We start from the raw sequence: 25,318 nt of genomic DNA, 5'->3' as shown, positions 1-25,318 counted from the left end.
CATACTCGAGAAATTATATGGGTGCTCCCCACAATGAAGTACAATAGACAAATTGTTCAAAACATATATATAAAATACAGACTTCTTTTTTGTATAATCAGTTAATGATTTTAAACGGGTAAGCACTATTTATAATAGAAATTATTATATTATTAGTATAAAGATATCTAAGGCCAATTTTTTTAGCAGAATAAATTTCAATGAATAAAAAAGACTCATTAACAAAAAAAACTTTTCAAGGATTCTTTTGGTCGGCGGCAGGGAGTGGGATATCTGCTATTGCGCAAATCGCAATTTTGGCTATTCTTGCCCGATTAATCAATGTTGAAAGTTTTGGAATTGTTCAAGCTGCATTAATTGTTGTTGGGTTTGCTAATCTTATAAGCCAAATGGGAATTGGTCCAGCTTTGGTTCAAAGAAAGGAACTGACGGAAAAACATATTCGCGTTGGGTTTACTTTTTCATTGATGCTTGGTTTGGCATTAGGAGGGACCATATTTCTATGTTCTGGTCTTATATCTTCATTTTTTAATTTCGATAAACTCGCTCCGGTACTAAAGGTTGTTTCTTTATTATTTGTGACAGGAAGCTTTGTAACTGTTTCCACTTCGCTATTACAGAGAAACATGCGGCTTAAAGAGATGGCTGTCATTGATATTATTTCCTATATTTTGGGGTATGGGCTAATAGGGATCATTTTTGGATACTTAGGGTTTGACTACTGGGCATTGATAATCGCAATATTTGCGCAAGAAATAATTAAAGTTATAGCCTACACTATTTTACAAAAACATTCCTTCGTACCATTTTGGAGCAAGCAAGAATTTAAAGACCTTATATATTTTGGAGGTGGCTTCACCTTTGGGAGATTTTTTAATTACGTAGCTAACCAAGGTGATAATATTATCGCTGGTCGTTATTTAGGCGCTGATGCCTTAGGTATTTATAGTCGCGCCTACGCTATTATGGCAAAACCTGTTAGCCTATTGGGAGGTTCAATAGATAAGGCTTTATTCCCAGCTATGGCTGCACGCCAAGATCAAAATGACCGATTGATAATGGCTTTTATGAGTGGCTCCAAAATGATAACTTTCTTATGTATTCCCGTATCCGTAATTATCATTTTTAGTTCAAACGAAATAGTTAATGTATTGCTAGGAGAGCAATGGGGACAGGTAATAATACCTCTTCAGATTTTAACTGCTGGTTTACTCTTTAGAATGGGTTATAAGATGGGTGAGAGCTTGTGTAGGGCAACGGGAAATGTATATAGTAGGGCTAAGCGTCAATTTGTTTATGCCTTTTGCGTTCTAGTTGCCTGTTACATCGGATCACACTGGGGAATCGTGGGTGTGGCTTATGGAACCTTGTTTGCCGTAACTGTCAATTATTTTCTTATGATTCAGCTTAGCCTTACAATTTTGAAAATTAACTGGATATACTTTCTTAAGGGAATTTTTTCAGAAATTGGAATAATGATATTTTTGTCTTCTCTTTTTATAGGAATTAATGTTCTTACAAAGAGTGTTGTGACTTCTGATATTTTAATTTTATTAATTACTTATGGAACGTATGGAATAATATGTATAATTTTATTTCACTTATTTTGGGAAAAATTAAGTTTTTTGAAAATTTTACCCATTCCATCAAAGTTTAAAAAATTTTTGAGGGAAAAATAGGCAAGACGTTTTTCTAAATATAATAAATTTCAACTTAAATTGATTTAAATTAAAAAAGCATATAATGAAAAAACTTGGAATACATGGATCATATTATTGCCGTAACTTTGGTGATACGCTTATCCTCTATATAATTAAAAATTGGGTAAGGGAACATTCTCCAGAAATGGATATAACTCTGCCATTTGTGAATTCTGAAAAGGAAGCAATAGAAATTCTGAATACTGAAAATAAGAACAGAAAAATTCAAGATCTGGATGGGTTAGTATTTGGTCCAGGCGGATATTTTGGGGAACAACCGGGAAGTTTTGTAAGAAGATTATGGTGGTCAATACGGAACTATAGACGTCATATCAGTTGGAATGATAAATTATATAAACATAAAGTTCCGTATATGATTATCGGAGTAGGCGTTGGTCCTATTTCTTTTAGTTTCTTAAAAAGAAAAATTATTAAATTATTTGATAAAGCTGATTTTGTTTCAGTAAGAGATAAATACTCAAGACAATACCTTATAGATTGGGGTATAGCGACAGAGAAAATTCATTTAGCACCTGATGTTGCTTTAACTTTACAGCCAAAAGGTTCGAATGTAGAAAGAGATAAACCAAAAGTGGCACTCCATTATCCGAATGATAATCTAGTGAAGTCGGGCAAATTGGATGAATTTGTTGGCTTTATCAAAAATATAAATGAGAAATATGAAATTTTTTTATTAGAGGATGGTGAGGGTCAGTATTCAAGCAACAAGGCCAATAGCTTGAAGGATATTTTGAGTAGCCAGGGAGTTGCACTGCCAATAATTTCTTATAAGGATCCAGCAGAAATGATAAGTAATCTTCAAGTTATAGATAAAATTATAACTTCAAAATTGCATGTTGGTATAGTTGGGTATGCACTGGGGAAACGAACATTGTCTATTCCCCAACACAGTAAAACTGTCAGGTTTTATGAACAAATTAAACGACAGGATTTTTGTATTCAGTTAAAGGATATAAATACTAAATTATTATGTGATAAATTTGAACAATTGGATTCCGTGGTTACTTCAGATAACATTCTTTTTGATGACGCAATGAAGAACAAAAAAGTGTTATTTAAATTTTTGGATTTTATTTAATTGTTTAATATTATTCATAGAGTGTTTTTTTATGTAATCTTGGTTTTTAAAAAGTAAAGAGTAAATTTTTTAATAGTATTATGCAACAGGATAAATACATATGTAATTTTTTACTTTTACTGGTTTTAGTTTATTATAGTCAAGGAGTGATATATCCAATGGGAAGTATAATATCTCAAACCACACTTTTATTAATTATGTTGATAAGCCTAGTTTATTTTGTAAAAGAGTTGTTCTTTGTTCAGTCTAAGTTTACTCTTTTTATTAAGGCTTGGACTGCTTTATTATTATTAATTGTAGCGGGATTCTTTTTAAAGGGTGATTTCGAAAATTATAGGGGATTTCAAAGCACTCTTCTTAATATGGTACCCTTTTATGCCTTTTATTATTTCTCGAAAAAGGATGTTTTAACAAAAAAGCATCTTATTGTTCTTTTTATCATACTTGCTCCGATGATTGTTTATAGATTTACTCAAAGTAATATATCATTACAAGCTATCCGAGAGCGAGAAGATGTGATAGATAACACCATATATATGTTCTTAGGCCTTATTCCTTTTGTATTTCTTTTTAAACGGAAGGTATTTTCCATAATCGCTTTACTAATCTTTTGGATTTTTATAGTCCAAAGTGCTAAACGGGCTGCAATTGTATGCGGGGTATTTGGAATCTTGCTATTTTTTTATTACCAATTAAAAACTGTTAATAGTAGGTATCAAATTCGTAATTACACGGTTATACTCATCATATTTTTTGGATTAAGTTATTGGGGTTATGAATATTTATTAGAAAATGAATTTTTAATGGTTCGGTTGCAATCAATGATGGAAGGTGACTCTTCTGGTCGAGATAATATTGCTCGAATAGCTTTTGCCACGTGGTATGAAAGTAATAACATATTTATCTATTTGTTTGGTAATGGCTTTCAAACCACAGCTGATGTATCTGCCAATAATTCTCATAACGATTGGATTGAGCTATTAGTCAGTTTTGGATTACTTGGATTTACTATCTATGCTATACTTTTCTACAGTGCTTTAAAAGAAATTTATTCTGGTAATTTTGTTTTTAACAAGAAGATAATGTTTATTTGTCTCATAGGAATAGCGATTATAACTTCACTAACATCTAGGTGGTACGGTTCTTCATTTGCTTATTCGCAAATATTGTTGTTGCCATACCTTTTAGCCACTAAAGACAATTCCATAAAAAAATAATTGAAAACTTAATTGAGAAAATATTATAAAGGTTTTAATCAATTAGTTAAGTATTTTTCAATATAAGAGCGAGCTGAATTTTTTTTAAATTATAACATGAATATTTTAGTAATTTCTAATACTTATCCTTCCAGAACACTACCAAGTTTTGGCGCTTTTGTTTATAATCTGATGCAGGAGTTAGCAATCCATCATGAGATTACAATTATTGCACCCTATAAAATCCACGATATATTTAAAAGAACGCAGAAGTCTTACGGAAATGAGAAATGTAAGGTGTTAAGACCTCTTTATCTTTCTTTAAGCAGTAGGACCTTTTTAGGAATAAATACGGGGAAAATAAGCTCTTATTTTTTTGAAAAAGCAGTCAAAAGAGAATTGAATAAATTATCAATAATGCCAGATGTAATCTATACGCATTTTCTTTCAAATGCCATTCCTGCTTTGGCCTTTAAAAAGAGAAACAACATTCCTTTAGTAATTGCATCGGGGGAATCAACTTATAGATCATGGGTAGATACGCCCGAACCTATAAAAAACGAAATAAAAAAATCAGTTAATCATATTATCTGTGTTTCTAATGACAATAGGATTCGATTGATGGATCTCGGTTTTAATGAGAATAAAATGACGGTAATTCCAAATGCGGTTAATTATTCTTTATTTAAGCCATTGGATAAAATTAAATGCAAAGAGAAACTAGGTTTGGCAAAAGATCAATTTGTTATAGGTTTTATAGGTCATTTTATTCATCGAAAAGGTCCTAACAGGATTATCGAAGCCATTGAATTTCTTGATGATACTGATATTCGACTGGTTTGTATTGGCGGAAAGGGAGATTTAAAGCCAAATTCTTTCACAACAGTAATTGGTCCCGTTCCAAATTATCAACTTCCCGAATTGTATAATGCGTTTGATATATTTGTATTGCCCACCCTCTATGAGGGACATTGCAATGTTATTGAGGAGGCTAAGGCGTGTGGGATTCCTATAATTAGCTCAAAAGGAACTTCGGTAGCGGAACAAATCGATGAATCTACTGGAGTTTTAGTTGATCCCCTAGATATAAAAAAAATAACTATGGCAATTTCAAACCTTAAAAGTGATATTAAATTTCGTGAAGAACTAATTGATAATTTACTTCGTAAGCGTGGAGAAAGTTCTTTAGAGGTCAGAGCGAGAAAAATAAGTCAAATATTAATTGATACTTTTAGTAATTAATTATACATACTAATGATTTCTAATTGATGTTTAAGATAGATTGAATATAATTTAATTTTTTGTCAGTAAAGCTCTTATTTATTTAATATTATTTATAATAAGAAAATCAAAGTTCCAAAAATGAAAAAGGTTTTAATAATTTACAATAAAATTTGGCCATATCGGGAATTAATTTTTAATACAATTAACAAAGAGCATGACCTGACAGTTGCTTTCTCTGACAAACAGTATTGTGAAAAATCGTATTCTTTTAAAACCCTATATCTTCCAATAAAGAAAATTGGGCCATTTGATGTTCATAAAGATAAATTGGAAATTATAGCGAGTGAGTTTGATGTAGTAATTGGAATATCGAATATTAGATGGATTAGTTTAATGCTTTTAGCTTTTAAACGCAGGAGAAATTATAAAATTGGATATTGGGGAATTGGTGTAACGGCTTCGTATACTAGTGATTTTGATTCCAGTGAAATATTAAATAAAATTAGATACTACATCTCAAAAAAATCAGATTTTACGATTTTTTATAGCGATTATCCAGTTCAGAAGTATCTGAATGCGGGAGTCAGTGAAAATAAATTATATGTTGCCCACAATTCTGTAGCAGTTAAAACATCTACTAAAAACAGTAAATTAAATAAAGTTAATTTTCTATTTATAGGAACTTTATATCCGCAAAAAGGCCTTGAAGTTTTACTTGAAGCCTACAAAGAATTACGGCAATTAAGAAACGATGTTCCACAACTTTTAATTGTCGGGGAAGGTCCACAAAGAAATGTTATTGAGTTGTTTGTAAAAGTAAATAATCTTTCTAATTGGGTAAAACTATTAGGTAGAATTTATGACGATACTAAGTTGGAAGAAATATTCAATATGTCTAGAGCGTGCATATCTCCTAATCAAGCGGGTTTATCGGTTTTAAAATCCATGGGTAACCGAACTATTTTTGTTACCAGTAAGTATGCAATTACTGGAGGTGAGATTTTTAATATTGAAAATAATGTAAATGGAATTCTGTATAATAAAAATGAAGATCTGGTAGAAGTTCTTTCGTGGATATTGGATAATCCGAAAAAGAATAGAATTATGAATGATAATGCATATGCACATTACCATAATTTTCGCACACCCGAAATGATGGCAAAATCAATTTGTAATGCAATTGAAAATAATAAATAATTATGATTAAACGATTTTTTCAATATTTTTCTCCGTCTACTCTTAGGATGAGAGTTCTGAATAGAAAAATTTCCGTCCTATCGATTTTAGATAAGGATTCAGTGATTCACAAAACTTCATTGATTAATCGATATACCATTTTGAGAAAAACTAAAATTGGAAGATATACATATGTAGGCTCCAATTGTACCTTTAATAATGTCGAAATAGGTTCGTTTTGCTCAATTTCAAGGAATATTAATATTGGTTACTCATCCCACCCAATTAACTTTATTTCAACTTCTCCTATATTTTTTAGCCCACGAAATGGTACAGGTTCGAAATGGGTAAATCAGAGATTTTATGATGATGCCCCTAAAAAAACTTTCATAGGTCACGATGTTTGGATAGGAGCGAATAGTTCAGTGATGTCAGGTATCACAATCGGTAATGGAGCTATTGTAGGAGCCCATTCGGTGGTGACCAAAGATATTGAGCCATATAGTATTGTCGGAGGTGTTCCCGCAAAATTAATAAGAAAGAGGTTTCCAGATAAAGTTATAAATAGTCTACAATCCATCAAATGGTGGGAAATGAAAGAAGTAATTCTCAAAAATAATATTTTTCTATTTACTGAGGAATTGACAAACGATAAACTTATAAGATTAGAAAATGAAAATCAAAAATAAGATCCTCCTAATTACTGGTGGCACGGGTTCTTTCGGGAACGCGGTATTAAATCGGTTTTTAGATACCGATCATTTCAAAGAAATACGCATCTTCAGCCGGGATGAAAAAAAGCAAGACGATATGCGTATTGCTTTAAAAAGTGACAAGCTCAAATTTTATATTGGAGATGTTAGAAATTATGACAGTATAGAACGAGCAATGCGTGGTGTAGATTATGTTTTTCATGCTGCCGCATTAAAACAAGTACCTTCTTGTGAGTTTTTTCCAATTGAAGCCACGCGTACAAATGTATTCGGAACGCAAAATGTTATAGACGCTGCAGATGCAAATAATGTTCAAAAAGTAATATGTCTAAGTACAGATAAGGCCGCTTATCCAATTAATGCAATGGGAATTTCTAAAGCTCTAATGGAGAAAGTTGCTGTAGCTGCGTCTCGTAATTTAAATAAAACCACTGTTTGTTTAACTCGTTATGGAAATGTTATGGCCTCTCGGGGATCAGTAATTCCTTTGTTTCTACAACAAATAAAAGATGGAAACCCTATCACTATTACAGACCCTCAAATGACTCGTTTTTTAATGTCTTTGGAAGAGGCAGTTGAATTGGTGCTTTTTGCTTTTGAAAAGGGCAATGCAGGAGATTTATTCGTAAATAAGGCACCAGCGGGCACAATTGGCGATTTGGCGCAAGCATTAAAAGAACTTTGCAAATCTGACAGTGAGATAAAAATAATCGGAACTAGACATGGTGAAAAGCTCTATGAAACACTTTGTACCAGAGAGGAAATGATAAAGGCAGAAGATATGGGTGGTTTTTATAGAATCCCAGCAGATAATAGAGACCTTAATTATGCGCAATATTTTTCTGAAGGTGAAGCTGCCATTTCAGAAATTGAAGATTATAATTCACATAATACCGAGCAACAGGATGTGGAGGGTATGAAGAAGTTGTTGAAAGGACTTCCGATTGTGCAGTCAATGATGAAATCATAAGAGGGTTCTTGTGAGATAGTTCTCGCTGATTTGGGAGATTATTAAATCAGCGAAAATCTGCGGTTTTTACATCTGCGTGTATCTGCGAGAAATAAGAAAATAATAATGGAAGTACCATATATAATTAAAGGCGGAGAACACACCGATGAACGAGGACAACTTTGTTATAATAACGATTTCAATCTAACAGATGTAAAACGTATTTACAGAATTGAAAACTGGAGTACTAGAACCTTCAGAGGATGGCAAGGCCATAAAATTGAAAGACGCTGGTTTTCGGCGGTAAGTGGTTCATTTAAAATTGAATTGATTGCTATAGATAAGTGGGATAACCCAGCTAAGGGTTGCAATTTGTCTTCATTTGAATTATTATCTGATAAACTTGATGTACTATTCATTCCTAATGGATATGTTAGTAGGATTCAGGCATTAGAGCGCAGCTCAAAATTATTAGTTATGGCAGATTATTTAATAGGAGAGGTGGAGGACGAATATCGATTTGAGATTGATTATTTTAATTCATAGTTTTTATTAAAATGGTTATCGCATATAAAAATTTAGAATCCGCGAAAATCTGCGGTTTTTTAAATCCGCGTCAATCTGCGAGAAACAATAAATGATAATAGAGTACATATGTTAAGAATAGGAATAACCGGCCAACACGGATTTGTTGGCACACATTTATACAACACCCTAGGATTGCATCCTAAGGAGTTTGAACGAATTGAATTTCAAAAAGAATACTTCAAGAGTGAAAAGGAATTAGATACTTTCGTTTCAAAATGTGATGTGATTGTTCACCTTGCTGCCTTGAATCGTCACAATGATCAAGAAGTTATCTATAAAACAAATGTAGAGCTTGTAGAGAATCTAATAGCGTCCTTAAAGCGTACAGAAAGCAAAGCACATATAATTATGTCTTCCTCATCTCAAGAAGAACGAGATAATCTATACGGTAAATCTAAGAAAGAAGGTCGGGAGCTATTTGTTCAATGGGCAAAAGAAGCTAACACAACTTTTACAGGGATGATAATACCCAATGTCTTTGGACCCTTTGGGCATCCATACTACAACTCGGTAGTTGCCACATTCTCGCATCAAATTGCAAATGGTGAAAGTCCAGAAATCCAAGTTGATGGAGATTTGAAGCTTATCTATGTGGGTGAGTTGGTAGAAGAAATATTGAAAATAATTCGAGAGACGAAAAATGAAGCTGAGTATACAGTAGATCATACTTCTGAAGCCAAAGTATCTGAATTATTGAGTTTGCTTCAAAACTATAAATTACAATATCAAGACAGAGGAGAAATTCCTGCAATTAACAACTCCTTTGAATTAAATCTATTCAACACCTATCGCTGTTATATGGATATTGCCAATTACTTTCCTGTAAAGTTCAAACAGCATACGGACCCACGAGGTTCTTTTGTAGAAGTTATCCGTTTGGGAGTGGGAGGGCAGGTGTCTTTTTCTACCACGGTGCCAGGAATCACTAGAGGAAACCATTACCACACCCGTAAAATAGAACGTTTTGCGGTAATTAAAGGAAAGGCATTAATTCAGTTGCGAAAAATAGGAACCGACGAGGTGTTTGATTTTTATTTAGACGGAGAAGAGCCGGCATATGTAGATATGCCAATTTGGTACACCCATAACATCAAAAACATTGGTGACGATGTATTGTACACCAATTTCTGGATAAATGAGTTTTATGATGAGAATGATGCTGATACTTATTTTGAAGAAGTTTAAGGGAACACTGATTTTACTGATTTAGCAGATAAGCACAGAATTTATTATAAATTTGCGTCTATAATAGTTAATCATAGAAATAGTGATATAATATGCTGTTACATGAAGATATATCTGATAAGATAATCAAGGCATTCTATAAAGTCTATAACTCATTAGGTTATGGTTTTTTGGAAAGAGTATATGAAAATGCAATGATGATAGAGCTTCGCAAAATGGGTCTAATTGTTCAGAAACAAATGCCTATTAACGTGTTTTATGAAAAGCAACAAGTTGGTAAGTATTTTGCAGATATAGTGGTAGAAGAAAGAATAATTATAGAGCTTAAAGCTGCTGAAAATCTCTGTGAAGAACATGAGTTTCAACTATTAAACTATTTAAAAGCTACAGAGATAGAAATTGGACTGTTATTGAATTTTGGAAAGAAACCTCAGTTCAAAAGAAAAATATATACTAATTAAAAAAATCCGTGAGAATCCGTTAAATCCGTGTGTTCTGCGTTCCAAAAAAAAGTATTTATAAATTAAAAAAATCCGTGAGAATCCGTTAAGTCAGTGTATTCCGCGTTCCATCCAGAATGAAGAAATTAAAAGTAATGACAGTAGTCGGCACCCGCCCTGAGATTATAAGATTATCCAGAGTAATAGCCGCCCTAGATGCATCTGAAGCAATCGAACACATTCTAGTTCACACAGGACAAAACTACGATTACGAACTTAACGAAGTTTTTTTTGAAGACCTTGGCCTCCGCAAACCAGACCACTTTTTAAATGCTGCAGGAACTAACGCCACTACAACAGCAGGACAGATATTAATAAATATCGACCCAGTACTTGAGGAAGTAAACCCAGATGCATTTTTAGTTCTTGGCGATACCAATTCCTGTCTTTGTGCGATTGCCGCTAAAAAACGTCGTATTCCTATTTTTCATATGGAAGCTGGTAATAGATGTTTTGACCAAAGAGTTCCAGAAGAAACAAATAGGAAAATAGTAGATCACGTAAGCGATATAAATCTAACTTATAGCGATATTGCAAGGGAATATTTATTACGAGAAGGTTTGCCGGCAGATAGAATCATAAAGACTGGCTCCCCTATGTTTGAGGTTTTAAATCATTATTTGTCTCAAATAGAAGCTTCAGAAGTTTTGATCAAATTAAATTTGGAAAAGCACAAATATTTTGTTGTATCTGCACATCGGGAAGAAAATATAAGTTCAGAAAAGAACTTTAAGGGTTTGATTGATAGTCTAAACACTATTGCTGAGCAGTACGACTATCCAGTTATTGTTTCTACGCATCCTCGGACACGTAATATGATAGAAAAGAAAAAAGCAGAAACACATTCTAACATTCAGTTTTTAAAACCTCTAGGCTTTCACGACTACAATGCCTTACAAAAGAATTCTTATGCTGTATTATCAGATTCTGGCACAATCAGTGAGGAGTCATCTATACTCAATTTTAGAGCCTTAAATATTCGCGATGCACATGAACGACCTGAGGCAATGGAAGAAGCTTCCGTAATGATGGTTGGCTTAAATACCGATCGCATTCTTCAAGGTTTAGTGCAACTGCAAACACAAAACTTAGATCCTGAAAGAAATTTTAGGAGAGTTGCTGATTATAGCATGCCTAATGTATCTGAAAAAGTTGTGAGGATTATTATTTCTTATACAGATTATATAAAGCGAACAGTTTGGAGCGAATAAAGTAAATAATAAAAAAAATGAACTATCAATTAGCATTAAAAAAGGAAATAGCTGCTTTTTTAAATTGTGAAGTAGAGGAGGTAATATTAACATGGAAAGGTCGAGTATCATTATTTGGCATATTAAAATCTTTAAAATTGCAAGAGAATGATGAAATCATTATACCAGCATTTACATGTGTCGTCGTGCCTAACGCCATTATTTATAATAACTTAAAGCCCGTTTATGTGGATGTTGACCCAAAGACATATAATATTGAAATTTCAAAAATTGAAAATGCCATTACTAATAGAACAAAAGTAATTTTAGCACAGAATACTTTTGGGCTTTCTAGTGACATGGATGCTTTAAAAGTTATTGCTAAAAAACATAATTTATTTGTAATAGAAGATTGTACTCATGGTTTTGGGGGTAGCTATAAAAACCACCTCAATGGCACTACAGTGGATGCTGCTTTTTTCTCAAGTCAGTGGAACAAAATGTTTTCTACTGGAATTGGGGGCTTCGCAATTATTAAAAACCCCATTTTGAGAGAAAAAATGAATGAGTTTGAAAGGCAGCTTGTAACTCCTTCTTTAAAGGATGAAATAGTTCTAAAAATTCAACTTTTCGCTAAAAATATTCTAGGTTACAAAGCATTATATTGGAATGCTTTAAAGCTATATAGGTACTTGTCAAAAAAAAATATAGTTATTGGTTCTTCTTCTGGTGGAGAAATGGGATCGACTGAAATGCCTACAGATTATTTAAAAGGTTTAAGTAATGTTCAATGTAAAAAAGGAGTTTTTGAAGTAAAGAGAATTAAAGATAATGTCACTTTTAGACAAAATATTGCGAAATATTATGACAACATATTAATTGATTTAGGTAAAGAAAAACTTTTTGCACCTCCGTATGCAGAGCATACTTATACAAAATACCCAATTCTTGTTAAGGATAGAGATTTTTTTCTACAAGAGGCTGAAAAATATAAACTACCAATTCACGATTGGTTTATTAGTCAAATTCACCCTATTAAGGAAGACTTTCAAAAATGGTTCTTAATACCAAACAAATATCCGATATCTGAAAAATTAGCTAATCATATAGTTAATCTACCAACAGACTTTTCGGTTAATAATAATCTTAAAAAGCGTATAGCAGATTTTTTAGAAATTCAGCGCAGCCAAATTGTGTCGTTTGAGGAATTATAACTATGTATAAAACCAAGAAAATTTTAATTGTTCACCGGTATTATTATCCAGATACACCAGCATATGCAGTGATGCTAAAAAAAATTGCTGAACATTTATCTACTGAACATAGTGTAGAGGTGCTATCCAGCATGCCGTCCTATTATGGAGCTTCTACCGTAGGAGTTAAGCGAAAGGAATCCTTAAATAAAATCAATATTTCTCGAATTCAGTTATTACCTGAAAAAAATAGAAATTTTGTTATACGAATAATTAATACTCTTTTATTCGCGATAAATGTTTTTTTCAAAATCTTATTTCGACCCAAATATGATCTCATTACAGTAGCTACTACCCCTCCTATAATTATAGCGACTGTAATACGTATTCTATCTTCTATTAAGGGTAGTAAATACCTTTATCATTGTCAAGATATTTACCCTGAAATTGCATATTATAATAAAAACTTGAACTCCAAAATATTTTTCAATGTTTTGCGATTTATTGATAAAAAAAATAATAAAAAAGCAAGTAAAATAGTGGTCTTATCTGAAGATATGAAAAACACCTTAGTTAAGGAAAGAGGAATAGACCATTCAAAGATTACAATTATAAATAATTTTATTCGAACTGAAACAACTAACGAACAATATTTTAATTATAACGATTACGGTATAAAAGATACCGATTTTATTGTGGTGTTCTGTGGCAATTTAGGAAAACTGCAAAATTTAAATAGCATTATAAAATTGGCTATAAAATGTGAAAATTATCATCAAATTAAGTTTGTGTTTATAGGGGATGGGGTAGAAAGTAAAAATTTAATTAATCAAGCAGGTAATTTATTAAATAAATCAATTTTCTTTTTAGGATATTTAAAATCTGAAATTGCATCCAAAGCCTTGGAACAATCAAATATTGGAGTTGTATCTATTTCTGAACCTACCTATAAAACTGCCTATCCAAGCAAGACAATGACTTATCTAAATGCAGGATTACCTATTCTTGCAATTTTAAATAAATCTTCAGAATTAGCGAAATTTATTATTGATAAAAAAATTGGTTTTGTAGCTGCACCCGATGATTTGAATGAAATGAAACGTGCTACTATAGAATATTATGAAAAGAATGAAAATTCAAATCAAGGTTATATTAAAGAAATAGCACAACAAGAATTTGGAGAAGAGGTAATCTTGAATAAATGGTCTAAATTAATAAACAGCATTTAACGATATGAAATATCAACCAATTTTTCTTATAGGTGCAGCTCGTTCTGGAACAAAAATATTAAGAGATACAATTGCTACAAATTCTGAAATTGAAAAAATTGAGTATGACATAAATTTTATATGGAAGAGATTCAATGAAGATATTGACCATGATGAATTGGAGGTTAGAGATGTAAAGCCTCAATTTAAACGATTTATTTTTAAATACTTTAACAAAAAAGCTAAAAATAAACCATTTCTTATTGAAAAGACTGTGGGTAATTCTTTGAGAATACCTTTTTTACTTGAAATTTTTCCAAATGCTAAATTTATTATTCTATACAGAGATGGCAGGGATGTGGTAGAATCTGTCGTTAGACAATGGGGGGAAGCTCCTAGTAATAGCTACTTATTTAAAAAATTATTTTCCATCCCAATTTTTCAAGTTTTTCCTTTTCTATTAACTTATGCATACGATACCTTAAAAATTAAATTGGGTCTTGTCCCAAGTAAAAAATATTTATGGGGAGTGCAGTATAAGGGTTGTTGGAATGACCTAGATAAATTCACTGCTTTGGAATTTTGCACAAAACAATGGAATCAATGTACAGAATCTATAATTAAGCATAGAGCAAAAATAAAGGTAGAAAACAGGCTTGACATTTATTATGAAAATTTAGTTAAAAATCCAAAGAACGAATTTTTTCGTATTGCAGACTTTCTAAATTTAAATGAAGAAGATTTTGACTATTCAACATTAAAATCTTCTAATATTGGTAAATCAAAAAATAAATTGTCGAATAAAGATTATGAAGAATTAAATAATAGGTTGAAATCAACTCTTATAAAATTGGGATATATAAAATAGATAAGCATACACCTGGGAAATATGACACAAAATGAAATGAAAGTTAAAAGATTGTTTGATATCATTGTATCATTCATAGGTTTAATGAGTTTTTGGTGGCTTATAATTCTAGCCGCCTTAATTTCAAAATTGGATACAGGATTAAGCGGTTTTTTTATACAAACTCGTGTTGGACGGGACGCAAAATTGTTCAAACTTATAAAGATACGAACCATGCGCCATATTCCTGGTATTGTTACTACCGTTACTACAGATGGGGATCCAAGAATATCCAAAATTGGTCGTTTTTGGCGTAAAACAAAAATAGATGAACTGCCCCAGTTATGGAATGTGTTACTCGGAGATATGAGTTTTGTAGGTCCTCGTCCTGATGTTCCCGGTTTGGCTGACAAGCTCGAAGGAGAGGAAAGACTTATTCTTAAAATTCGGCCAGGAATTACGGGTCCTGCGTCTATTATATTTAAAAATGAGGAAGTTTTGTTAGCTAAACAAGAAGATCCTGAAAAATATAATATAGAAGTAATTTGGCCTGAAAAGGTTAGATTGAATATATACTACATAAACAATTATTCTCTTGTAAAGGATATTGGCTATATTATTGATACTATTTTCCAGCGAGATTAATCCAAAATCCTTCTAATGGATATTTTTGTTTAAATGGCTCCGCCAAAATGATACCCTATAAAAAAAGAGCCCCCAGTCACCCAGAAGCCCCCTTCTCAAAAAAACATATTAAAATATTACAGCTTTTCCAGCCGTTTGCTAATCCATTTCAGTAACACACTTACTACAAAACTGATAATAGTTCCAAACGTAGCCATAAACATTGTTACCATAATATTTTCCATCGGTAGATTGGGCAATATTCCAAATACCATTCCGCCAACTATACTAATTCTATAATTGTCCATAATCTCGAATTTTTATTGGTTAACATCCAAAAGTGGATTAGGTCCTGGGGTGGAAAAACCGTTAAATGGAGGATATTCATCATCGTCATCATTCCCATCATTTATCACCGCTTGACTTACCACACTTGCGACCGTACCTGCCACTATCAGATATCCCGCAATTCTCGTAAGACTATTCGGTAAAAAATAAGCCTCCGCTGCAATTGCTCCTCCAATAGCCGTCATCCCAATCCCAATATTCCGCAGCCTCCTGGATAGACTGGACTAAGCTGACCCCTCTACTGGCTGTATATTTCAGCTTGCCATTCTGGCGGATGCTGCCCCCCTTCACATAAATACAGAAGCTCTTTACGGGTAAGATTCTGGAGCAAATTGACCCCCTTTGTTTAAAAGTGGACCTGATGTTCCGGAGCAAGCTGACCCCTCTTTAAAGAGATTCTATTTGATTTTTAGGTTTATTTGGTGAATAACCAAAGGATAAGAAAATGGCAGGAAAACCTAAACCTATGAGTCAAGTCAAACAAATGCTGCGTATGCGCCTTAAAGGCAAAGGAATAAAAACCATTGCTCGCAACTTGCAAATAAGCAAGAACACGGTAAAAGAGTACATCAGAAAAGTCGAAACTGGCAACGTGCCGATAGCTGAGCTGCTAAAATTGGAGGATCCAATTCTAGAAGCGAAGCTTTTAGCAGGAAATCCATCCTTCAAAGATGATCGCTATGAGCCGCTTAAAGTCCGATTAAAGTATTTTGCTAAAGAGCTTAAAAAAGTCGGTGTAAATCGAAAAGTGCTTTATGAGGAATATTGTGTGGATAACGCAAATCCATACAGTTATTCCCAGTTTTGTTATCACTTACAGCAATACATAAAAGCAGTAAACCTACAATGGTATTAGAACACCATCCAGGGGACAAGCTTTATATTGATTTTGCTGGAAAACCACTTTCTTATATCAATCGCTATACTGGAGAAATCATCTCCGTACAGGTCTTTGTGGCCTGCCTTCCTTATTCTGATTATAGCTTTGCCATGGCTGTCCCAAGCCAAAAACTAGAGGATTTTCTCTATGCCATGCAAGAGAATCACTTATGGACATAATCGATGACCGCTACAACCGATCTTCGACCATCATCCTATCCCAGATCCCAGTCTCCGCTTGATATGATATCATCGGTGAGGGGACTATTGCTGATGCTATCCTGGACCGGATCGTAAATTCCTCCCACAGGATCGACCTCAAAGGGGAATCCTTAAGAAAAGGAGCTTTAAGGAACGAATAACATTTAATTTTTATATAATTGTAGTATCTTTTAAAGTGGCACGGTTTGACCGAAACAGGTGGCACCATCACTCCGAAATAGCCAGCGGATGAGCTTTGACAGCTGTGGCTGGACGCAGACTATCTACACGCTCAATATTGGCGGTAATCGATAGATTCTAAAATGTTATTTTAACCCCAAAGCCAAACACTATAAAATTATTATCGCTTGTATAAATCAAGCCGAACTAATTATTGAGATGAAATAATCCTATTAGTGGCAAGTTGTATATTAGATGAATAAAAACTAAAAAATTCTCCTTAAAGGTTCAAAGTTAACTTATAAGGATTATTTACTGAAGTTATTCCAAAAAGTTCTAACAGCTTAACTTTATTATTACGATCAGAAGGATGCGATTCCAAATATTCTTGAAGTTTGGGTTGTTTGAGTGAAGGGATCCGACTTTCAAAAAATGGCCATAATTCTGATGAGATATAAACTTTGTCTTTTAAAGGAAACTCAAATAGAGGCTCCAACTCACTTTGGTCCTTAAACCATGTAGAATAAATGAAAGACCATACAGTACCATCATAGTCCAAATATCCAATAATACTTTCATTATATTTTAATTGGAATTTCGGATTCTGATTTATTTGTTCATATGTACAAGGTAAATCTTTAGCCTTGGACTGTGACTTGATATATTTTTTAAACTGCTTTAACATAGTTTCTACTTAATAATGTCTTGAAGCTTTTGAAATCTTAATTTAAGAATTTTCTCAATAATTTCACTTCTTTCCTTTGTGAAAAGTTTCATAAAATCCTTCCTAAGAATATGTAGTGTCTTCTCTAAACTTGTACTATTAGTCCATCGGACTATATGTTGCTCTTTTATAAAGTTATTTTCCCTTAGATATGTAATAAGTTGAAAATGATTACACTTTTCATTCTCTGGTATACTTATCTTGGGTACTGATTTATTAACGTATTTATTAAGTCTATTATTTTGTGTCGATTCTGCATCCCTGTGCAAAGATAGTATAAAATTTTCATCCCTGTTCCAGTATAATCCTCGTGCCGTATCGTAAATAGGAGAAAAGTAAGGGGCATGAGTATTCCGAATGTGAGTCACAACTCCCCAATTATAATAATGTCTATCATTATTTCCAGTCAAGCAATCAAACAATAACATATCAACAAAGCAATCCAATATAGTTTCATTAGGAAAAACATCTTGAAGAGCTAAAATTACATCTTGTATATTGATTTCCCCCTTGAGCAATTTTTGATTGTCTAAATCATCTAACCATTTTGTATCTTTTTCAGACAAGTACCTAGACAGAATGTTTGCTCCATGAATAAGAGATTGTTCTTCACTATGAAAATGCTCACTCAAAAACCTCACATAGCCCTCTGCAAAAACTAACTTTGAATTTGCAATTTCTATGCCGAAAGATTTACCGATACTTGTCATAAAATGCTCTGTTATGCTCTCATTTGGATACCATTTATGACCTATTTTGGCAATGTATTTTGGCCAAGACTTCGAATTCTTTACTCTTCCTCTTCCGTACTCATAAAATCTTATTACATCTTTCGGCGCATCGCCGCCAACAGATTCAGTTAAAACCTTATAATATTTCTTTCGCATGGGCTTGATTACCCCGTGTGTAGGATTAGTGCCGCTTTTGTGTATCACAGATTCTCTGGTAAGTGGAGTGGACATTAAAAACAATGATTAGAAAACTTACAGTATTTTAATTGCAATATAGCTTTTTTTATAACCTAATTAAACCCCGTTCAATTTCAGAAAATCGTAACAAAATAATTTAACAGGAGTGAAATTATAATTATAAGGAATAAGTTTTTGTAACACGTTTAATGACCGTTTAACTAAATACAATACCTGTATAGGAATTCCAACAAAGGCATAGACATAAATGCTAGTCTAATAATACTACGCTATATAATCAAGATTTTATTTTTTTACTATTGTACAATAGGGCAATTTTTCTGTTTTGAAAATTTTAAACTCTTCATCAGTTAAAATTTATTTAGAAAGTATTTTTAACCTCTCTGGAACATTGCCCTTACTATCAAGTGCTTGATTTCTAGTATTTATATCAAATAATTCAAGTCTTAATTTAACAATATCGTTTTTAACGATTTGTTTGGGTAGTATTTCAAAATAAGAGGTCTGTTTAAGTGCTAAAGCAATTCTCGCAATCAATCTAGTATTTGCTTTTGCCGGATTTTTTGAATTCTCAATATTTCCTATATAACCTTCAGATACATCAATTTTTTGAGCAAACTCCACTTGATCTAGGTACGCTTGAAGATTTTGTACATATATCGCCTAATGCTAGCTTAGCCGGGGGAGTACACGTAGGAGAAGGCACCCATATTGGGATTGGAGCCTGTGTGATACCAGAAGTAAAAATTGGAAAATGGGTCACTGTAGGAGCAGGGGCGGTAATTTTAAAAGATGTACCTGATGGGGCGGTTGTTGTTGGCAATCCTGGGAGGATTGTTAAGTACAACAAAAACTAGCTGAATCCATCATTAATTTATTATTTTCACCTAGCCTTCAAAAGCATTTACTATGTTGAAAAAACTACTCTTATTTTTCTTATTCCTTGCATTCTGCATTTTCCCCAATTTTGCCAACGCCCCGTTACCAGCGCCAATCTCTCAAATACATCCAGTCCAAGAGGTAGTCTATATCACCAAAACCGGCACGAAGTATCACAAAGAAACCTGCCATTATCTTAAAAAGAGCAAAATAAAGACTAGCAAAACAAATGCTAAAGACGCAGGCTATACGGCTTGTAGTGTTTGTAAACCTTGATAGTTCTGCTAACACACCTTAAAAGTATTAACCAATGGTATCTGTGTGAATTTCAACTCTCGATATAATCATAAAAATTTGCATCAAATCCCCAATTCACCAATTAACAAAACACCTAACAACCAACTACAACCGTCAACCAGCTCACAACTCATAACTACCAACCAAAGACAATCTACTATAACTAAAAAAATAACCCCAGTCCCAGAGTGAAGTCGAAGGGAGCGCAGTCAAACCGTAAAAGTCCTAATAAGCATTTCCACCCTTTAGGGCTGGGGCAAAGAAATACTTTTTTATTTTCTAATTAACCAATTAACCAATTAACCAATTAACCAATTAACCAATCCCGAATCTCGAATCCCGAATTAACAAATTAACCAATTAACAAATCCCAAATCCCAAATCCCGAATCCCGAATCCCGAATTAACAAATTAACCAATTAACAAATCCCAAATCCCGAATCCCGAATCCCGAATTAACAAATTAACCAATTAACAAATCCCAAATCCCAAATCCCGAATCCCAAATCCTCAATCCCGAATTAACCAATTAACAAATCCCGAATCACCAATTAACAAACTAACAACCTCTCTGTGTCCTTTGTGCCTTCTTAGAGTTCTTTGTGGTTAATTCGGTTCAATTTGTGCCACTGATTTCGGTTCAAACTGTGCCAGTTTGTCTACGACCGAAAAACCTATAACGGTTTGATTTGTGCCACTTTTTCGAGCAATGTAAAGAAAAACAATTCGTGTATTCGTGGTTTCCAATTAACGAATCAAAACTTAACCAATTCAGCAGCCACCAATAAATAATAATAATAAATAATAAAAAATAACCAAAAAAAAGAGCCCCCAGTCACCCAGAAGCCCCCTTCTCAAAAAAACATATTAAAATATTACAGCTTTTCCAACCGCTTGCTAATCCATTTCAGTAGCACGGTTACCACATAACTACTAATAGTCCCAATAATAGCCATACAAACGGTTACCATTATATCCTCTATCGGTAAATTAGGTAATATCCCAAATACCGTTCCTCCAAAAATACTTATCTTATAATTGTCCATAATTTCTCGTATTTATCGATTAACATCCAATAACGGATTCGGTCCTGGAGCTGCCATTCCATCGGGTGGGGGATAGTCATCATCATTTTTATCATTAATCACCGTCTGGCTTACCACAGAGGCCACTGTACCTGCAACAATCAGATACCCAGCAATTTTAGTCAGCACGCTCGGCAAAAAATAAGCCTCCGCCACTATAGCCCCACCTATAGCCGACAACCCAATCCCAATATTCCGCAGCCTCCTAAAAAATCGTGGCGTAGGCCGCACTATTCGTTCAAATAAATTCATAATCTAATTTTTTAAATTATACATATTTTATTTCCATCCTTTGAAGAGCTTGTCCCACCTTTACTACTGGAAAGGCTAGAAGAGCTTCCTGTTCCCAGTACCACAACAGTCCTGTTTCTTTCCTCAGACCGCACTTATCAACGAATTCCAAATTCAACCAATCCCAATTCCCAATCACCAGATCCCGAATTAACAAATCCCGAATTAACAATTTAACGAATCCCAAATTAACAAATCCAAAGAACTGCCGCCCTGAGCGCAGTCGAAGGGTCAAACCCCGATCACTGAATGGAGTCGAAGTAAGCTCAGTCGTAGAATCAAAACTTAAGAAGCATTTCCACCCTTTAGGGTCGGGGCAAGAAATGCTTTCCTTCCCAACCCCAAATCACAAATCACCAATTGACGAATCCCCAATCCCCAATCACCAGATCCCGAATTAACAAATCCCGAATTAACAATTTAACGAATCCCAAATTAACAAATCACAAATCCCCAAACCCGTCCCCCTGAGCGCAGTCGAAGGGTTACTTATGACGTATGACGTGGAACTCTTAATACTAATCGTGTTAACTATCCAAAAAGCATTTCCACCCTTTAGGGCTGGGGTAAAGAAATGCTTTTCCATTTTCAAATTAACCAATTAACAAATCCCAAATTAACCAATTAACCAATTAACCAATTAACAAATTCACCAATCCACCATTCCCCCCATTTACCCACGTCCCACCCTCATCGCAAAAGCAATTACCACTACTTCGTCCCCCGAAGCTTCAGCCTAGGAGAACACCGCCAACCGCCAACCGCCAACTGACAACCGACAACCGCCAACCCACAACCGAAAACCGACAACCGAAAACCGAAAACAGACAACTGACAACCGCCAACCGACAACTGACAACCGACAACCGCCAACCCACAACCGAAAACCGACAACCGAAAACCGAAAACAGACAACTGACAACCGCCAACCGCCAACTGACAACCGACAACCGCCAACCCACAACCGAAAACCGACAACCGAAAACCGAAAACAGACAACTGACAACCGCCAACCGACAACTGACAACCGCCAACGGACTACCTACCGGATAACTCCGATATCACTGTCAACGTAATCGCTTCATGCGTTTCCCGATGCCCTTCAATCCGCATTAAGACCTTATCCAAAGCTCTTCGAGATCCAAGACCTCTGCCAATGCCTGTTAACTGCGACACAGGTGCTATACAGCCCCGAAGCTCAGTTTGAGCATTGTTTGCCGGGTGCAATAGTATGCCACTTCTCCCAGGTACGTCTATCAATCGTAAATGATGTTTAAAACGCAGAGAGAAAAATGGTCGCATCTCATAGGTGCCGTCAGGAATACAGGAAACATTCCGGGCGTTCAATCGCCAAGGCAACTCTATGCAGAAGCACAGAAACTGTTGCTTATGAAATAACGCGCCGTTTGTTCCGCCTTTATAATGAATTCTATGAAGATAAAATTCCATAACGATTCCATTTAAAGATTACAACTGATCTACCTCAATTATCGTCAAGGCATTAAACGCTCCGTTTCTAAGCGGATACATTTCCCCATTCACTTCTTGAAAGAAGTTTACACCAACAACCTGGATTACCGGTAAGGTGCTCGCCGGGCTAATGGTGCTGCTAAGGGTAATGGGCGCTTGTAGCGTCGTATCCCAAGGAATAATTGCCGAAAAAGTATGATCTTCCTCAAAACTTTTATTGGTAAAATCCAATGCGCAAATACCTCCCACTATTTGAATATGGGTGGTACCCCTTGGAGCATCGATGGTCTCATTGGGAATAAATTCCGAAATTTCAACATCCAAGCTACCTGCAGCACGGTCAAATACCAAACTATACCCGTTAAAGAACACGGTATTTAGCTTCCCTTTCAGGTTAAAGTCAAAGTCTTTCAACAAGGCCATATCTCCGTCCTGTACGGTTCGGCTACCGCGCTTATTCAACGGATCGGTTTTAATGATCGCCATCAACACTTTCACCAATCGCGAGGTAACGCGATTGTCACTCGCCTGTCTCAAGAGCACGCGCTCTGCTTTCCGAATTAGCTGTCCACTTTTTCCGGCTCTTCCAAATTCCATCCCGTTCTCGCGTGTTCGCTTAAATACGGGATCATTCAAAATGCGGTTCTTCTCAATACCGCCTTTCTGACGGGCCATAAACCCGTCCTCAGATTTGTAAAAGGTATAATCTCCTATCGTACCTTTTAACTTTACAATTCCTTTTTGTTTTGCCATAATAACAAATTTTAAGGGTTAAACATAGCCCAAACCTACAACCACAACCCTCCAATACAATTTTTCAAAACACAGATTGCATATTTTTGCATATATCTGCATATTCTTGCACCCGCACAAAATTCACCTTAAAATTCCGAATTACCTCCCCTTCGGGGAGGTCGAAACCGCCATTTCAGGCGGTTTTGGGTGGGGTCTTCCACCCAATAGTACATCGGCGGGTAGGGATTTTGATGATTTTGGGTGTGTTTGCTGGTGGTTTCCTAGCCGACGGTAAGGCGGATTGGTGGGGCTATATTGCCCTGCTGGTTTCCGACCAAACAGTAAGTCGAGTGGGTGACTCCTTATCGGCAATTTCCTGTCCAACAGAATCGCAAGCGGGTAGGGACGTAGAACAGTTTCTACCAACCCAAAAAGTATATGGATAGAATTCAGGCCTCCAAATTAAATAATAAAAAACCTCTCAGCAGAAGTTCAAATAATGTTGAAATTGTATTAAATAGAATAGGAAGGCAAATAATGCATATTATAGCACGTGCAGCAAAACAATAATCAGAAGTTGTCTATGTTTCAGAAAATATTAAAGAAAAAGAAGTTTTATAATTCGGTGAAGTTATTATCTAGACCCGCTCGGGAGTGTTCATTAAAGTGTGTCATCGGTTAAAAATCTGTTATCAAAATAATCTACGAGGTCTCTTCTCACGGATGTCCATGCAAACATAGTTCCATTCCATCTAGTCTGTGCATTTACTGTTGCAAGATACAATTGTTTTACAATTGCATTTTCTGATGTAAAAGCCCCTTTTGTTTTTGTTGTCTTGCGTACCATTCTGTGGTAGCTTTCAATGGGATTGTTGGTATAGATTACTCTTCTGAGTGCTGGCGGGTATTTATAAAAATTGGTCAGTCTGACCCAGTTATTGTTCCAACTTCTAAAAATAACTTTATACTTCTTTCCCCATTTTTCCTCAGCTTGTACCAGATATTGAGCGGCCGCTTGTTCATTCAGAGCTGTGTATATCTTTTTCAGATCCTTTACCAAAGGCTTGACATCAAGGTGGGATGCATATTTTATGCTGTTCCGCATTTGGTGTACCAGACATAACTGTACATCGGTCTGGGGAAAGATATCCTCAACGGCATCGCCAAAACCGCTTAGGTTATCAATACAGGCTACAAATATATCCTGGACACCACGTTGTTTAAGCTCGTGAAGGACACTTCTCCAAAAACTACTGGATTCATTATCACCAAAATAAATCCCCAGAACCTGTTTCTCTCCGTCCCGATTGACTCCCAAGATATTATAAACAGCTTTTGTAACAACTTTTCCGTGTTCCCTTACCTTGAAGTGCATTGCATCGAGCCACATTACTGGATATACGCCCTCCAAGGGGCGTTGTTGCCATTCCAATATATCTGGAAGTATCTTATCGGTTATTGCGTTCAGGGTGCCTACGGACAGCTCAACATCATACATTTCCTTTAACTGGTCCTGAATGTCACGGTAGCTCATCCCGCGACCGTAAAGGGACAGAATCTTCTTGTCAAGATCCATATCAAGCCTGCGCTGTCGCTTTTTTACTGTTTGGGGCTCGAACGTACCATTGCGGTCACGCGGCGAAAAAATTTCCAGCCCACCAGAAGAGCTAAGGACATTTTTTCGCCCCCGCCCATTGCGACGGTTCTTTGATGTCTTGCCTTCTTGTTTGAGATGGGCATCCATTTCGCCCTCGAGACTCGATTCTATCACTTTTTTTATCAATGGAGTGAAAACACCACCAGTTCCTGTAAGTGGTTTGCCGGATCGAAGCTCTTCGCCCATTTGTTTTATGAGAGCTTCCATATCTAAATTACTTTCTGTACTTTTCATATGTCTAATTTATTAAA

27 protein-coding genes and 2 pseudogenes are annotated in these 25,318 nt (G+C 34.9%); 19 read left to right on the top strand and 10 right to left on the bottom strand.

Going from position 1 to position 25,318, the window contains the following annotated elements; translation table 11 throughout:
• Positions 1 to 200 precede the first annotated feature (200 nt).
• From QCQ61_RS13525 to QCQ61_RS13455, 15 genes are all read left to right on the top strand, one after another.
• A complete protein-coding gene (locus QCQ61_RS13525) occupies positions 201 to 1,679 on the top strand; it encodes a lipopolysaccharide biosynthesis protein (protein ID WP_279448174.1) in 1,479 nt (492 codons plus the stop codon).
• A 64-nt stretch (positions 1,680 to 1,743) separates the two neighbouring features.
• Positions 1,744 to 2,799, top strand: a complete 1,056-nt coding sequence (locus QCQ61_RS13520; RefSeq protein ID WP_279448173.1) for a polysaccharide pyruvyl transferase family protein — start codon at positions 1,744 to 1,746, stop codon at positions 2,797 to 2,799.
• Between the two features lie 80 nt (positions 2,800 to 2,879).
• Positions 2,880 to 4,016: an O-antigen ligase family protein gene (locus tag QCQ61_RS13515; protein ID WP_279448172.1), complete on the top strand. Its 1,137-nt coding sequence runs from the start codon at positions 2,880 to 2,882 to the stop codon at positions 4,014 to 4,016.
• Between the two features lie 96 nt (positions 4,017 to 4,112).
• The gene (locus QCQ61_RS13510; protein WP_279448171.1) at positions 4,113 to 5,237 is read left to right on the top strand and encodes a glycosyltransferase; all 1,125 of its coding nucleotides are present in this window, start codon (positions 4,113 to 4,115) and stop codon (positions 5,235 to 5,237) included.
• Positions 5,238 to 5,357: 120 nt separating this feature from the next.
• Positions 5,358 to 6,416: a glycosyltransferase family 4 protein gene (locus QCQ61_RS13505; RefSeq protein WP_279448170.1), complete on the top strand. Its 1,059-nt coding sequence runs from the start codon at positions 5,358 to 5,360 to the stop codon at positions 6,414 to 6,416.
• A 2-nt stretch (positions 6,417 to 6,418) separates the two neighbouring features.
• Positions 6,419 to 7,084 carry a CatB-related O-acetyltransferase gene (locus QCQ61_RS13500; protein WP_279448169.1) on the top strand — a complete coding sequence of 222 codons (666 nt, stop codon included), beginning with the start codon at positions 6,419 to 6,421 and terminating at the stop codon, positions 7,082 to 7,084.
• Positions 7,068 to 8,078 carry a polysaccharide biosynthesis protein gene (locus tag QCQ61_RS13495; RefSeq protein WP_279448168.1) on the top strand — a complete coding sequence of 337 codons (1,011 nt, stop codon included), beginning with the start codon at positions 7,068 to 7,070 and terminating at the stop codon, positions 8,076 to 8,078. Before QCQ61_RS13500 ends, QCQ61_RS13495 begins: the two co-directional genes overlap by 17 nt.
• Positions 8,079 to 8,183: 105 nt before the next feature.
• Complete coding sequence (locus QCQ61_RS13490) at positions 8,184 to 8,603, top strand: WxcM-like domain-containing protein (protein ID WP_279448167.1); 420 nt, start codon at positions 8,184 to 8,186, stop codon at positions 8,601 to 8,603.
• A gap of 108 nt (positions 8,604 to 8,711) precedes the next feature.
• A complete protein-coding gene (locus tag QCQ61_RS13485) occupies positions 8,712 to 9,830 on the top strand; it encodes a polysaccharide biosynthesis C-terminal domain-containing protein (RefSeq protein WP_279448166.1) in 1,119 nt (372 codons plus the stop codon).
• Positions 9,831 to 9,922: 92 nt separating this feature from the next.
• Positions 9,923 to 10,291: a GxxExxY protein gene (locus QCQ61_RS13480; protein WP_279448165.1), complete on the top strand. Its 369-nt coding sequence runs from the start codon at positions 9,923 to 9,925 to the stop codon at positions 10,289 to 10,291.
• 116 nt (positions 10,292 to 10,407) lie between these two features.
• The gene (gene wecB, locus QCQ61_RS13475) at positions 10,408 to 11,541 is read left to right on the top strand and encodes a non-hydrolyzing UDP-N-acetylglucosamine 2-epimerase (protein WP_279448164.1); all 1,134 of its coding nucleotides are present in this window, start codon (positions 10,408 to 10,410) and stop codon (positions 11,539 to 11,541) included.
• Between the two features lie 17 nt (positions 11,542 to 11,558).
• Positions 11,559 to 12,734 carry a DegT/DnrJ/EryC1/StrS family aminotransferase gene (locus QCQ61_RS13470; RefSeq protein ID WP_279448163.1) on the top strand — a complete coding sequence of 392 codons (1,176 nt, stop codon included), beginning with the start codon at positions 11,559 to 11,561 and terminating at the stop codon, positions 12,732 to 12,734.
• A gap of 2 nt (positions 12,735 to 12,736) precedes the next feature.
• Positions 12,737 to 13,942, top strand: coding sequence for a glycosyltransferase family 4 protein (locus QCQ61_RS13465; RefSeq protein ID WP_279448161.1), 1,206 nt, complete (start codon positions 12,737 to 12,739; stop codon positions 13,940 to 13,942).
• Between the two features lie 4 nt (positions 13,943 to 13,946).
• Positions 13,947 to 14,789 carry a sulfotransferase family protein gene (locus QCQ61_RS13460; protein ID WP_279448160.1) on the top strand — a complete coding sequence of 281 codons (843 nt, stop codon included), beginning with the start codon at positions 13,947 to 13,949 and terminating at the stop codon, positions 14,787 to 14,789.
• Positions 14,790 to 14,825: 36 nt separating this feature from the next.
• Positions 14,826 to 15,413, top strand: coding sequence for a sugar transferase (locus QCQ61_RS13455; protein ID WP_279448159.1), 588 nt, complete (start codon positions 14,826 to 14,828; stop codon positions 15,411 to 15,413).
• A 116-nt stretch (positions 15,414 to 15,529) separates the two neighbouring features.
• Here the strand turns inward: QCQ61_RS13455 and QCQ61_RS13450 are convergent, their stop codons facing one another.
• Together QCQ61_RS13450 and QCQ61_RS13445 are read right to left on the bottom strand one after the other, a co-directional pair.
• Positions 15,530 to 15,700, bottom strand: a complete 171-nt coding sequence (locus QCQ61_RS13450; RefSeq protein ID WP_279448158.1) for a hypothetical protein — start codon at positions 15,698 to 15,700, stop codon at positions 15,530 to 15,532.
• Positions 15,701 to 15,712: 12 nt separating this feature from the next.
• Positions 15,713 to 15,925, bottom strand: a complete 213-nt coding sequence (locus tag QCQ61_RS13445; RefSeq protein ID WP_279448157.1) for a hypothetical protein — start codon at positions 15,923 to 15,925, stop codon at positions 15,713 to 15,715.
• A 260-nt stretch (positions 15,926 to 16,185) separates the two neighbouring features.
• Here QCQ61_RS13445 and QCQ61_RS13440 point away from each other — a divergent pair, with 260 nt between their 5' ends.
• From QCQ61_RS13440 to QCQ61_RS15560, 3 genes and pseudogenes are all read left to right on the top strand, one after another.
• The gene (locus tag QCQ61_RS13440; RefSeq protein ID WP_279448156.1) at positions 16,186 to 16,596 is read left to right on the top strand and encodes a LuxR C-terminal-related transcriptional regulator; all 411 of its coding nucleotides are present in this window, start codon (positions 16,186 to 16,188) and stop codon (positions 16,594 to 16,596) included.
• Positions 16,587 to 16,799, top strand: coding sequence for a hypothetical protein (locus tag QCQ61_RS13435; RefSeq protein WP_279448155.1), 213 nt, complete (start codon positions 16,587 to 16,589; stop codon positions 16,797 to 16,799). The genes QCQ61_RS13440 and QCQ61_RS13435 overlap by 10 nt, the downstream gene beginning before the upstream one ends.
• Positions 16,772 to 16,981: pseudogene (locus QCQ61_RS15560) on the top strand (ATP-binding protein); the annotation flags it as partial. The gene QCQ61_RS13435 and the pseudogene QCQ61_RS15560, both read left to right, overlap by 28 nt.
• Positions 16,982 to 17,280: 299 nt before the next feature.
• Here the strand turns inward: QCQ61_RS15560 and QCQ61_RS13425 are convergent.
• The 3 genes from QCQ61_RS13425 to QCQ61_RS13415 form a co-directional block, all read right to left on the bottom strand.
• Positions 17,281 to 17,685, bottom strand: a complete 405-nt coding sequence (locus QCQ61_RS13425) for a HipA N-terminal domain-containing protein (protein ID WP_279448154.1) — start codon at positions 17,683 to 17,685, stop codon at positions 17,281 to 17,283.
• Between the two features lie 5 nt (positions 17,686 to 17,690).
• Complete coding sequence (locus tag QCQ61_RS13420) at positions 17,691 to 18,686, bottom strand: HipA domain-containing protein (RefSeq protein ID WP_279448153.1); 996 nt, start codon at positions 18,684 to 18,686, stop codon at positions 17,691 to 17,693.
• A gap of 324 nt (positions 18,687 to 19,010) precedes the next feature.
• On the bottom strand, positions 19,011 to 19,277 hold the full coding sequence (locus QCQ61_RS13415) for a hypothetical protein (RefSeq protein ID WP_279448152.1): 267 nt from the start codon (positions 19,275 to 19,277) through the stop codon (positions 19,011 to 19,013).
• A 14-nt stretch (positions 19,278 to 19,291) separates the two neighbouring features.
• On the opposite strand from QCQ61_RS13415, the pseudogene QCQ61_RS13410 reads away from it, so the two are divergent.
• A pseudogene (locus QCQ61_RS13410) lies at positions 19,292 to 19,510 on the top strand (acetyltransferase); the annotation flags it as partial.
• 1,194 nt (positions 19,511 to 20,704) lie between these two features.
• Here QCQ61_RS13410 and QCQ61_RS13405 read toward each other — a convergent pair.
• The 5 genes from QCQ61_RS13405 to QCQ61_RS13385 form a co-directional block, all read right to left on the bottom strand.
• On the bottom strand, positions 20,705 to 20,875 hold the full coding sequence (locus tag QCQ61_RS13405; protein ID WP_279448151.1) for a hypothetical protein: 171 nt from the start codon (positions 20,873 to 20,875) through the stop codon (positions 20,705 to 20,707).
• Between the two features lie 12 nt (positions 20,876 to 20,887).
• Positions 20,888 to 21,166, bottom strand: a complete 279-nt coding sequence (locus QCQ61_RS13400) for a hypothetical protein (RefSeq protein ID WP_279448150.1) — start codon at positions 21,164 to 21,166, stop codon at positions 20,888 to 20,890.
• A gap of 1,077 nt (positions 21,167 to 22,243) precedes the next feature.
• Positions 22,244 to 22,654 (bottom strand): DUF5675 family protein, encoded by a 411-nt coding sequence (locus QCQ61_RS13395; protein ID WP_279448149.1) that lies wholly within the window; start codon positions 22,652 to 22,654, stop codon positions 22,244 to 22,246.
• 18 nt (positions 22,655 to 22,672) lie between these two features.
• A complete protein-coding gene (locus QCQ61_RS13390; protein WP_279448148.1) occupies positions 22,673 to 23,428 on the bottom strand; it encodes a hypothetical protein in 756 nt (251 codons plus the stop codon).
• Between the two features lie 643 nt (positions 23,429 to 24,071).
• Positions 24,072 to 25,301, bottom strand: coding sequence for an IS256 family transposase (locus QCQ61_RS13385; protein ID WP_279448147.1), 1,230 nt, complete (start codon positions 25,299 to 25,301; stop codon positions 24,072 to 24,074).
• Between the last annotated feature and the right edge of the window lie 17 nt (positions 25,302 to 25,318).

Source organism: Aequorivita marisscotiae, assembly GCF_029814825.1.
GTDB classification, from domain to species: Bacteria; Bacteroidota; Bacteroidia; order Flavobacteriales; family Flavobacteriaceae; genus Aequorivita; species Aequorivita marisscotiae.
Note: the sequence above shows the minus strand (reverse complement) of the source record. Positions and strands in the feature narration are given on the sequence as shown.

Coding starts and splice junctions, on each gene's coding strand:
- QCQ61_RS13525 (WP_279448174.1), top strand. CDS start 201: ATGAATAAAAAAGACTCATTAACAAAAAAAACTTTTCAAGGATTCTTT.
- QCQ61_RS13520 (WP_279448173.1), top strand. CDS start 1,744: ATGAAAAAACTTGGAATACATGGATCATATTATTGCCGTAACTTTGGT.
- QCQ61_RS13515 (WP_279448172.1), top strand. CDS start 2,880: ATGCAACAGGATAAATACATATGTAATTTTTTACTTTTACTGGTTTTA.
- QCQ61_RS13510 (WP_279448171.1), top strand. CDS start 4,113: ATGAATATTTTAGTAATTTCTAATACTTATCCTTCCAGAACACTACCA.
- QCQ61_RS13505 (WP_279448170.1), top strand. CDS start 5,358: ATGAAAAAGGTTTTAATAATTTACAATAAAATTTGGCCATATCGGGAA.
- QCQ61_RS13500 (WP_279448169.1), top strand. CDS start 6,419: ATGATTAAACGATTTTTTCAATATTTTTCTCCGTCTACTCTTAGGATG.
- QCQ61_RS13495 (WP_279448168.1), top strand. CDS start 7,068: ATGAAAATCAAAAATAAGATCCTCCTAATTACTGGTGGCACGGGTTCT.
- QCQ61_RS13490 (WP_279448167.1), top strand. CDS start 8,184: ATGGAAGTACCATATATAATTAAAGGCGGAGAACACACCGATGAACGA.
- QCQ61_RS13485 (WP_279448166.1), top strand. CDS start 8,712: ATGTTAAGAATAGGAATAACCGGCCAACACGGATTTGTTGGCACACAT.
- QCQ61_RS13480 (WP_279448165.1), top strand. CDS start 9,923: ATGCTGTTACATGAAGATATATCTGATAAGATAATCAAGGCATTCTAT.
- wecB (WP_279448164.1), top strand. CDS start 10,408: ATGAAGAAATTAAAAGTAATGACAGTAGTCGGCACCCGCCCTGAGATT.
- QCQ61_RS13470 (WP_279448163.1), top strand. CDS start 11,559: ATGAACTATCAATTAGCATTAAAAAAGGAAATAGCTGCTTTTTTAAAT.
- QCQ61_RS13465 (WP_279448161.1), top strand. CDS start 12,737: ATGTATAAAACCAAGAAAATTTTAATTGTTCACCGGTATTATTATCCA.
- QCQ61_RS13460 (WP_279448160.1), top strand. CDS start 13,947: ATGAAATATCAACCAATTTTTCTTATAGGTGCAGCTCGTTCTGGAACA.
- QCQ61_RS13455 (WP_279448159.1), top strand. CDS start 14,826: ATGAAAGTTAAAAGATTGTTTGATATCATTGTATCATTCATAGGTTTA.
- QCQ61_RS13450 (WP_279448158.1), bottom strand. CDS start 15,700: ATGGACAATTATAGAATTAGTATAGTTGGCGGAATGGTATTTGGAATA.
- QCQ61_RS13445 (WP_279448157.1), bottom strand. CDS start 15,925: ATGACGGCTATTGGAGGAGCAATTGCAGCGGAGGCTTATTTTTTACCG.
- QCQ61_RS13440 (WP_279448156.1), top strand. CDS start 16,186: ATGGCAGGAAAACCTAAACCTATGAGTCAAGTCAAACAAATGCTGCGT.
- QCQ61_RS13435 (WP_279448155.1), top strand. CDS start 16,587: ATGGTATTAGAACACCATCCAGGGGACAAGCTTTATATTGATTTTGCT.
- QCQ61_RS13425 (WP_279448154.1), bottom strand. CDS start 17,685: ATGTTAAAGCAGTTTAAAAAATATATCAAGTCACAGTCCAAGGCTAAA.
- QCQ61_RS13420 (WP_279448153.1), bottom strand. CDS start 18,686: ATGTCCACTCCACTTACCAGAGAATCTGTGATACACAAAAGCGGCACT.
- QCQ61_RS13405 (WP_279448151.1), bottom strand. CDS start 20,875: ATGGACAATTATAAGATAAGTATTTTTGGAGGAACGGTATTTGGGATA.
- QCQ61_RS13400 (WP_279448150.1), bottom strand. CDS start 21,166: ATGAATTTATTTGAACGAATAGTGCGGCCTACGCCACGATTTTTTAGG.
- QCQ61_RS13395 (WP_279448149.1), bottom strand. CDS start 22,654: ATGGAATTTTATCTTCATAGAATTCATTATAAAGGCGGAACAAACGGC.
- QCQ61_RS13390 (WP_279448148.1), bottom strand. CDS start 23,428: ATGGCAAAACAAAAAGGAATTGTAAAGTTAAAAGGTACGATAGGAGAT.
- QCQ61_RS13385 (WP_279448147.1), bottom strand. CDS start 25,301: ATGAAAAGTACAGAAAGTAATTTAGATATGGAAGCTCTCATAAAACAA.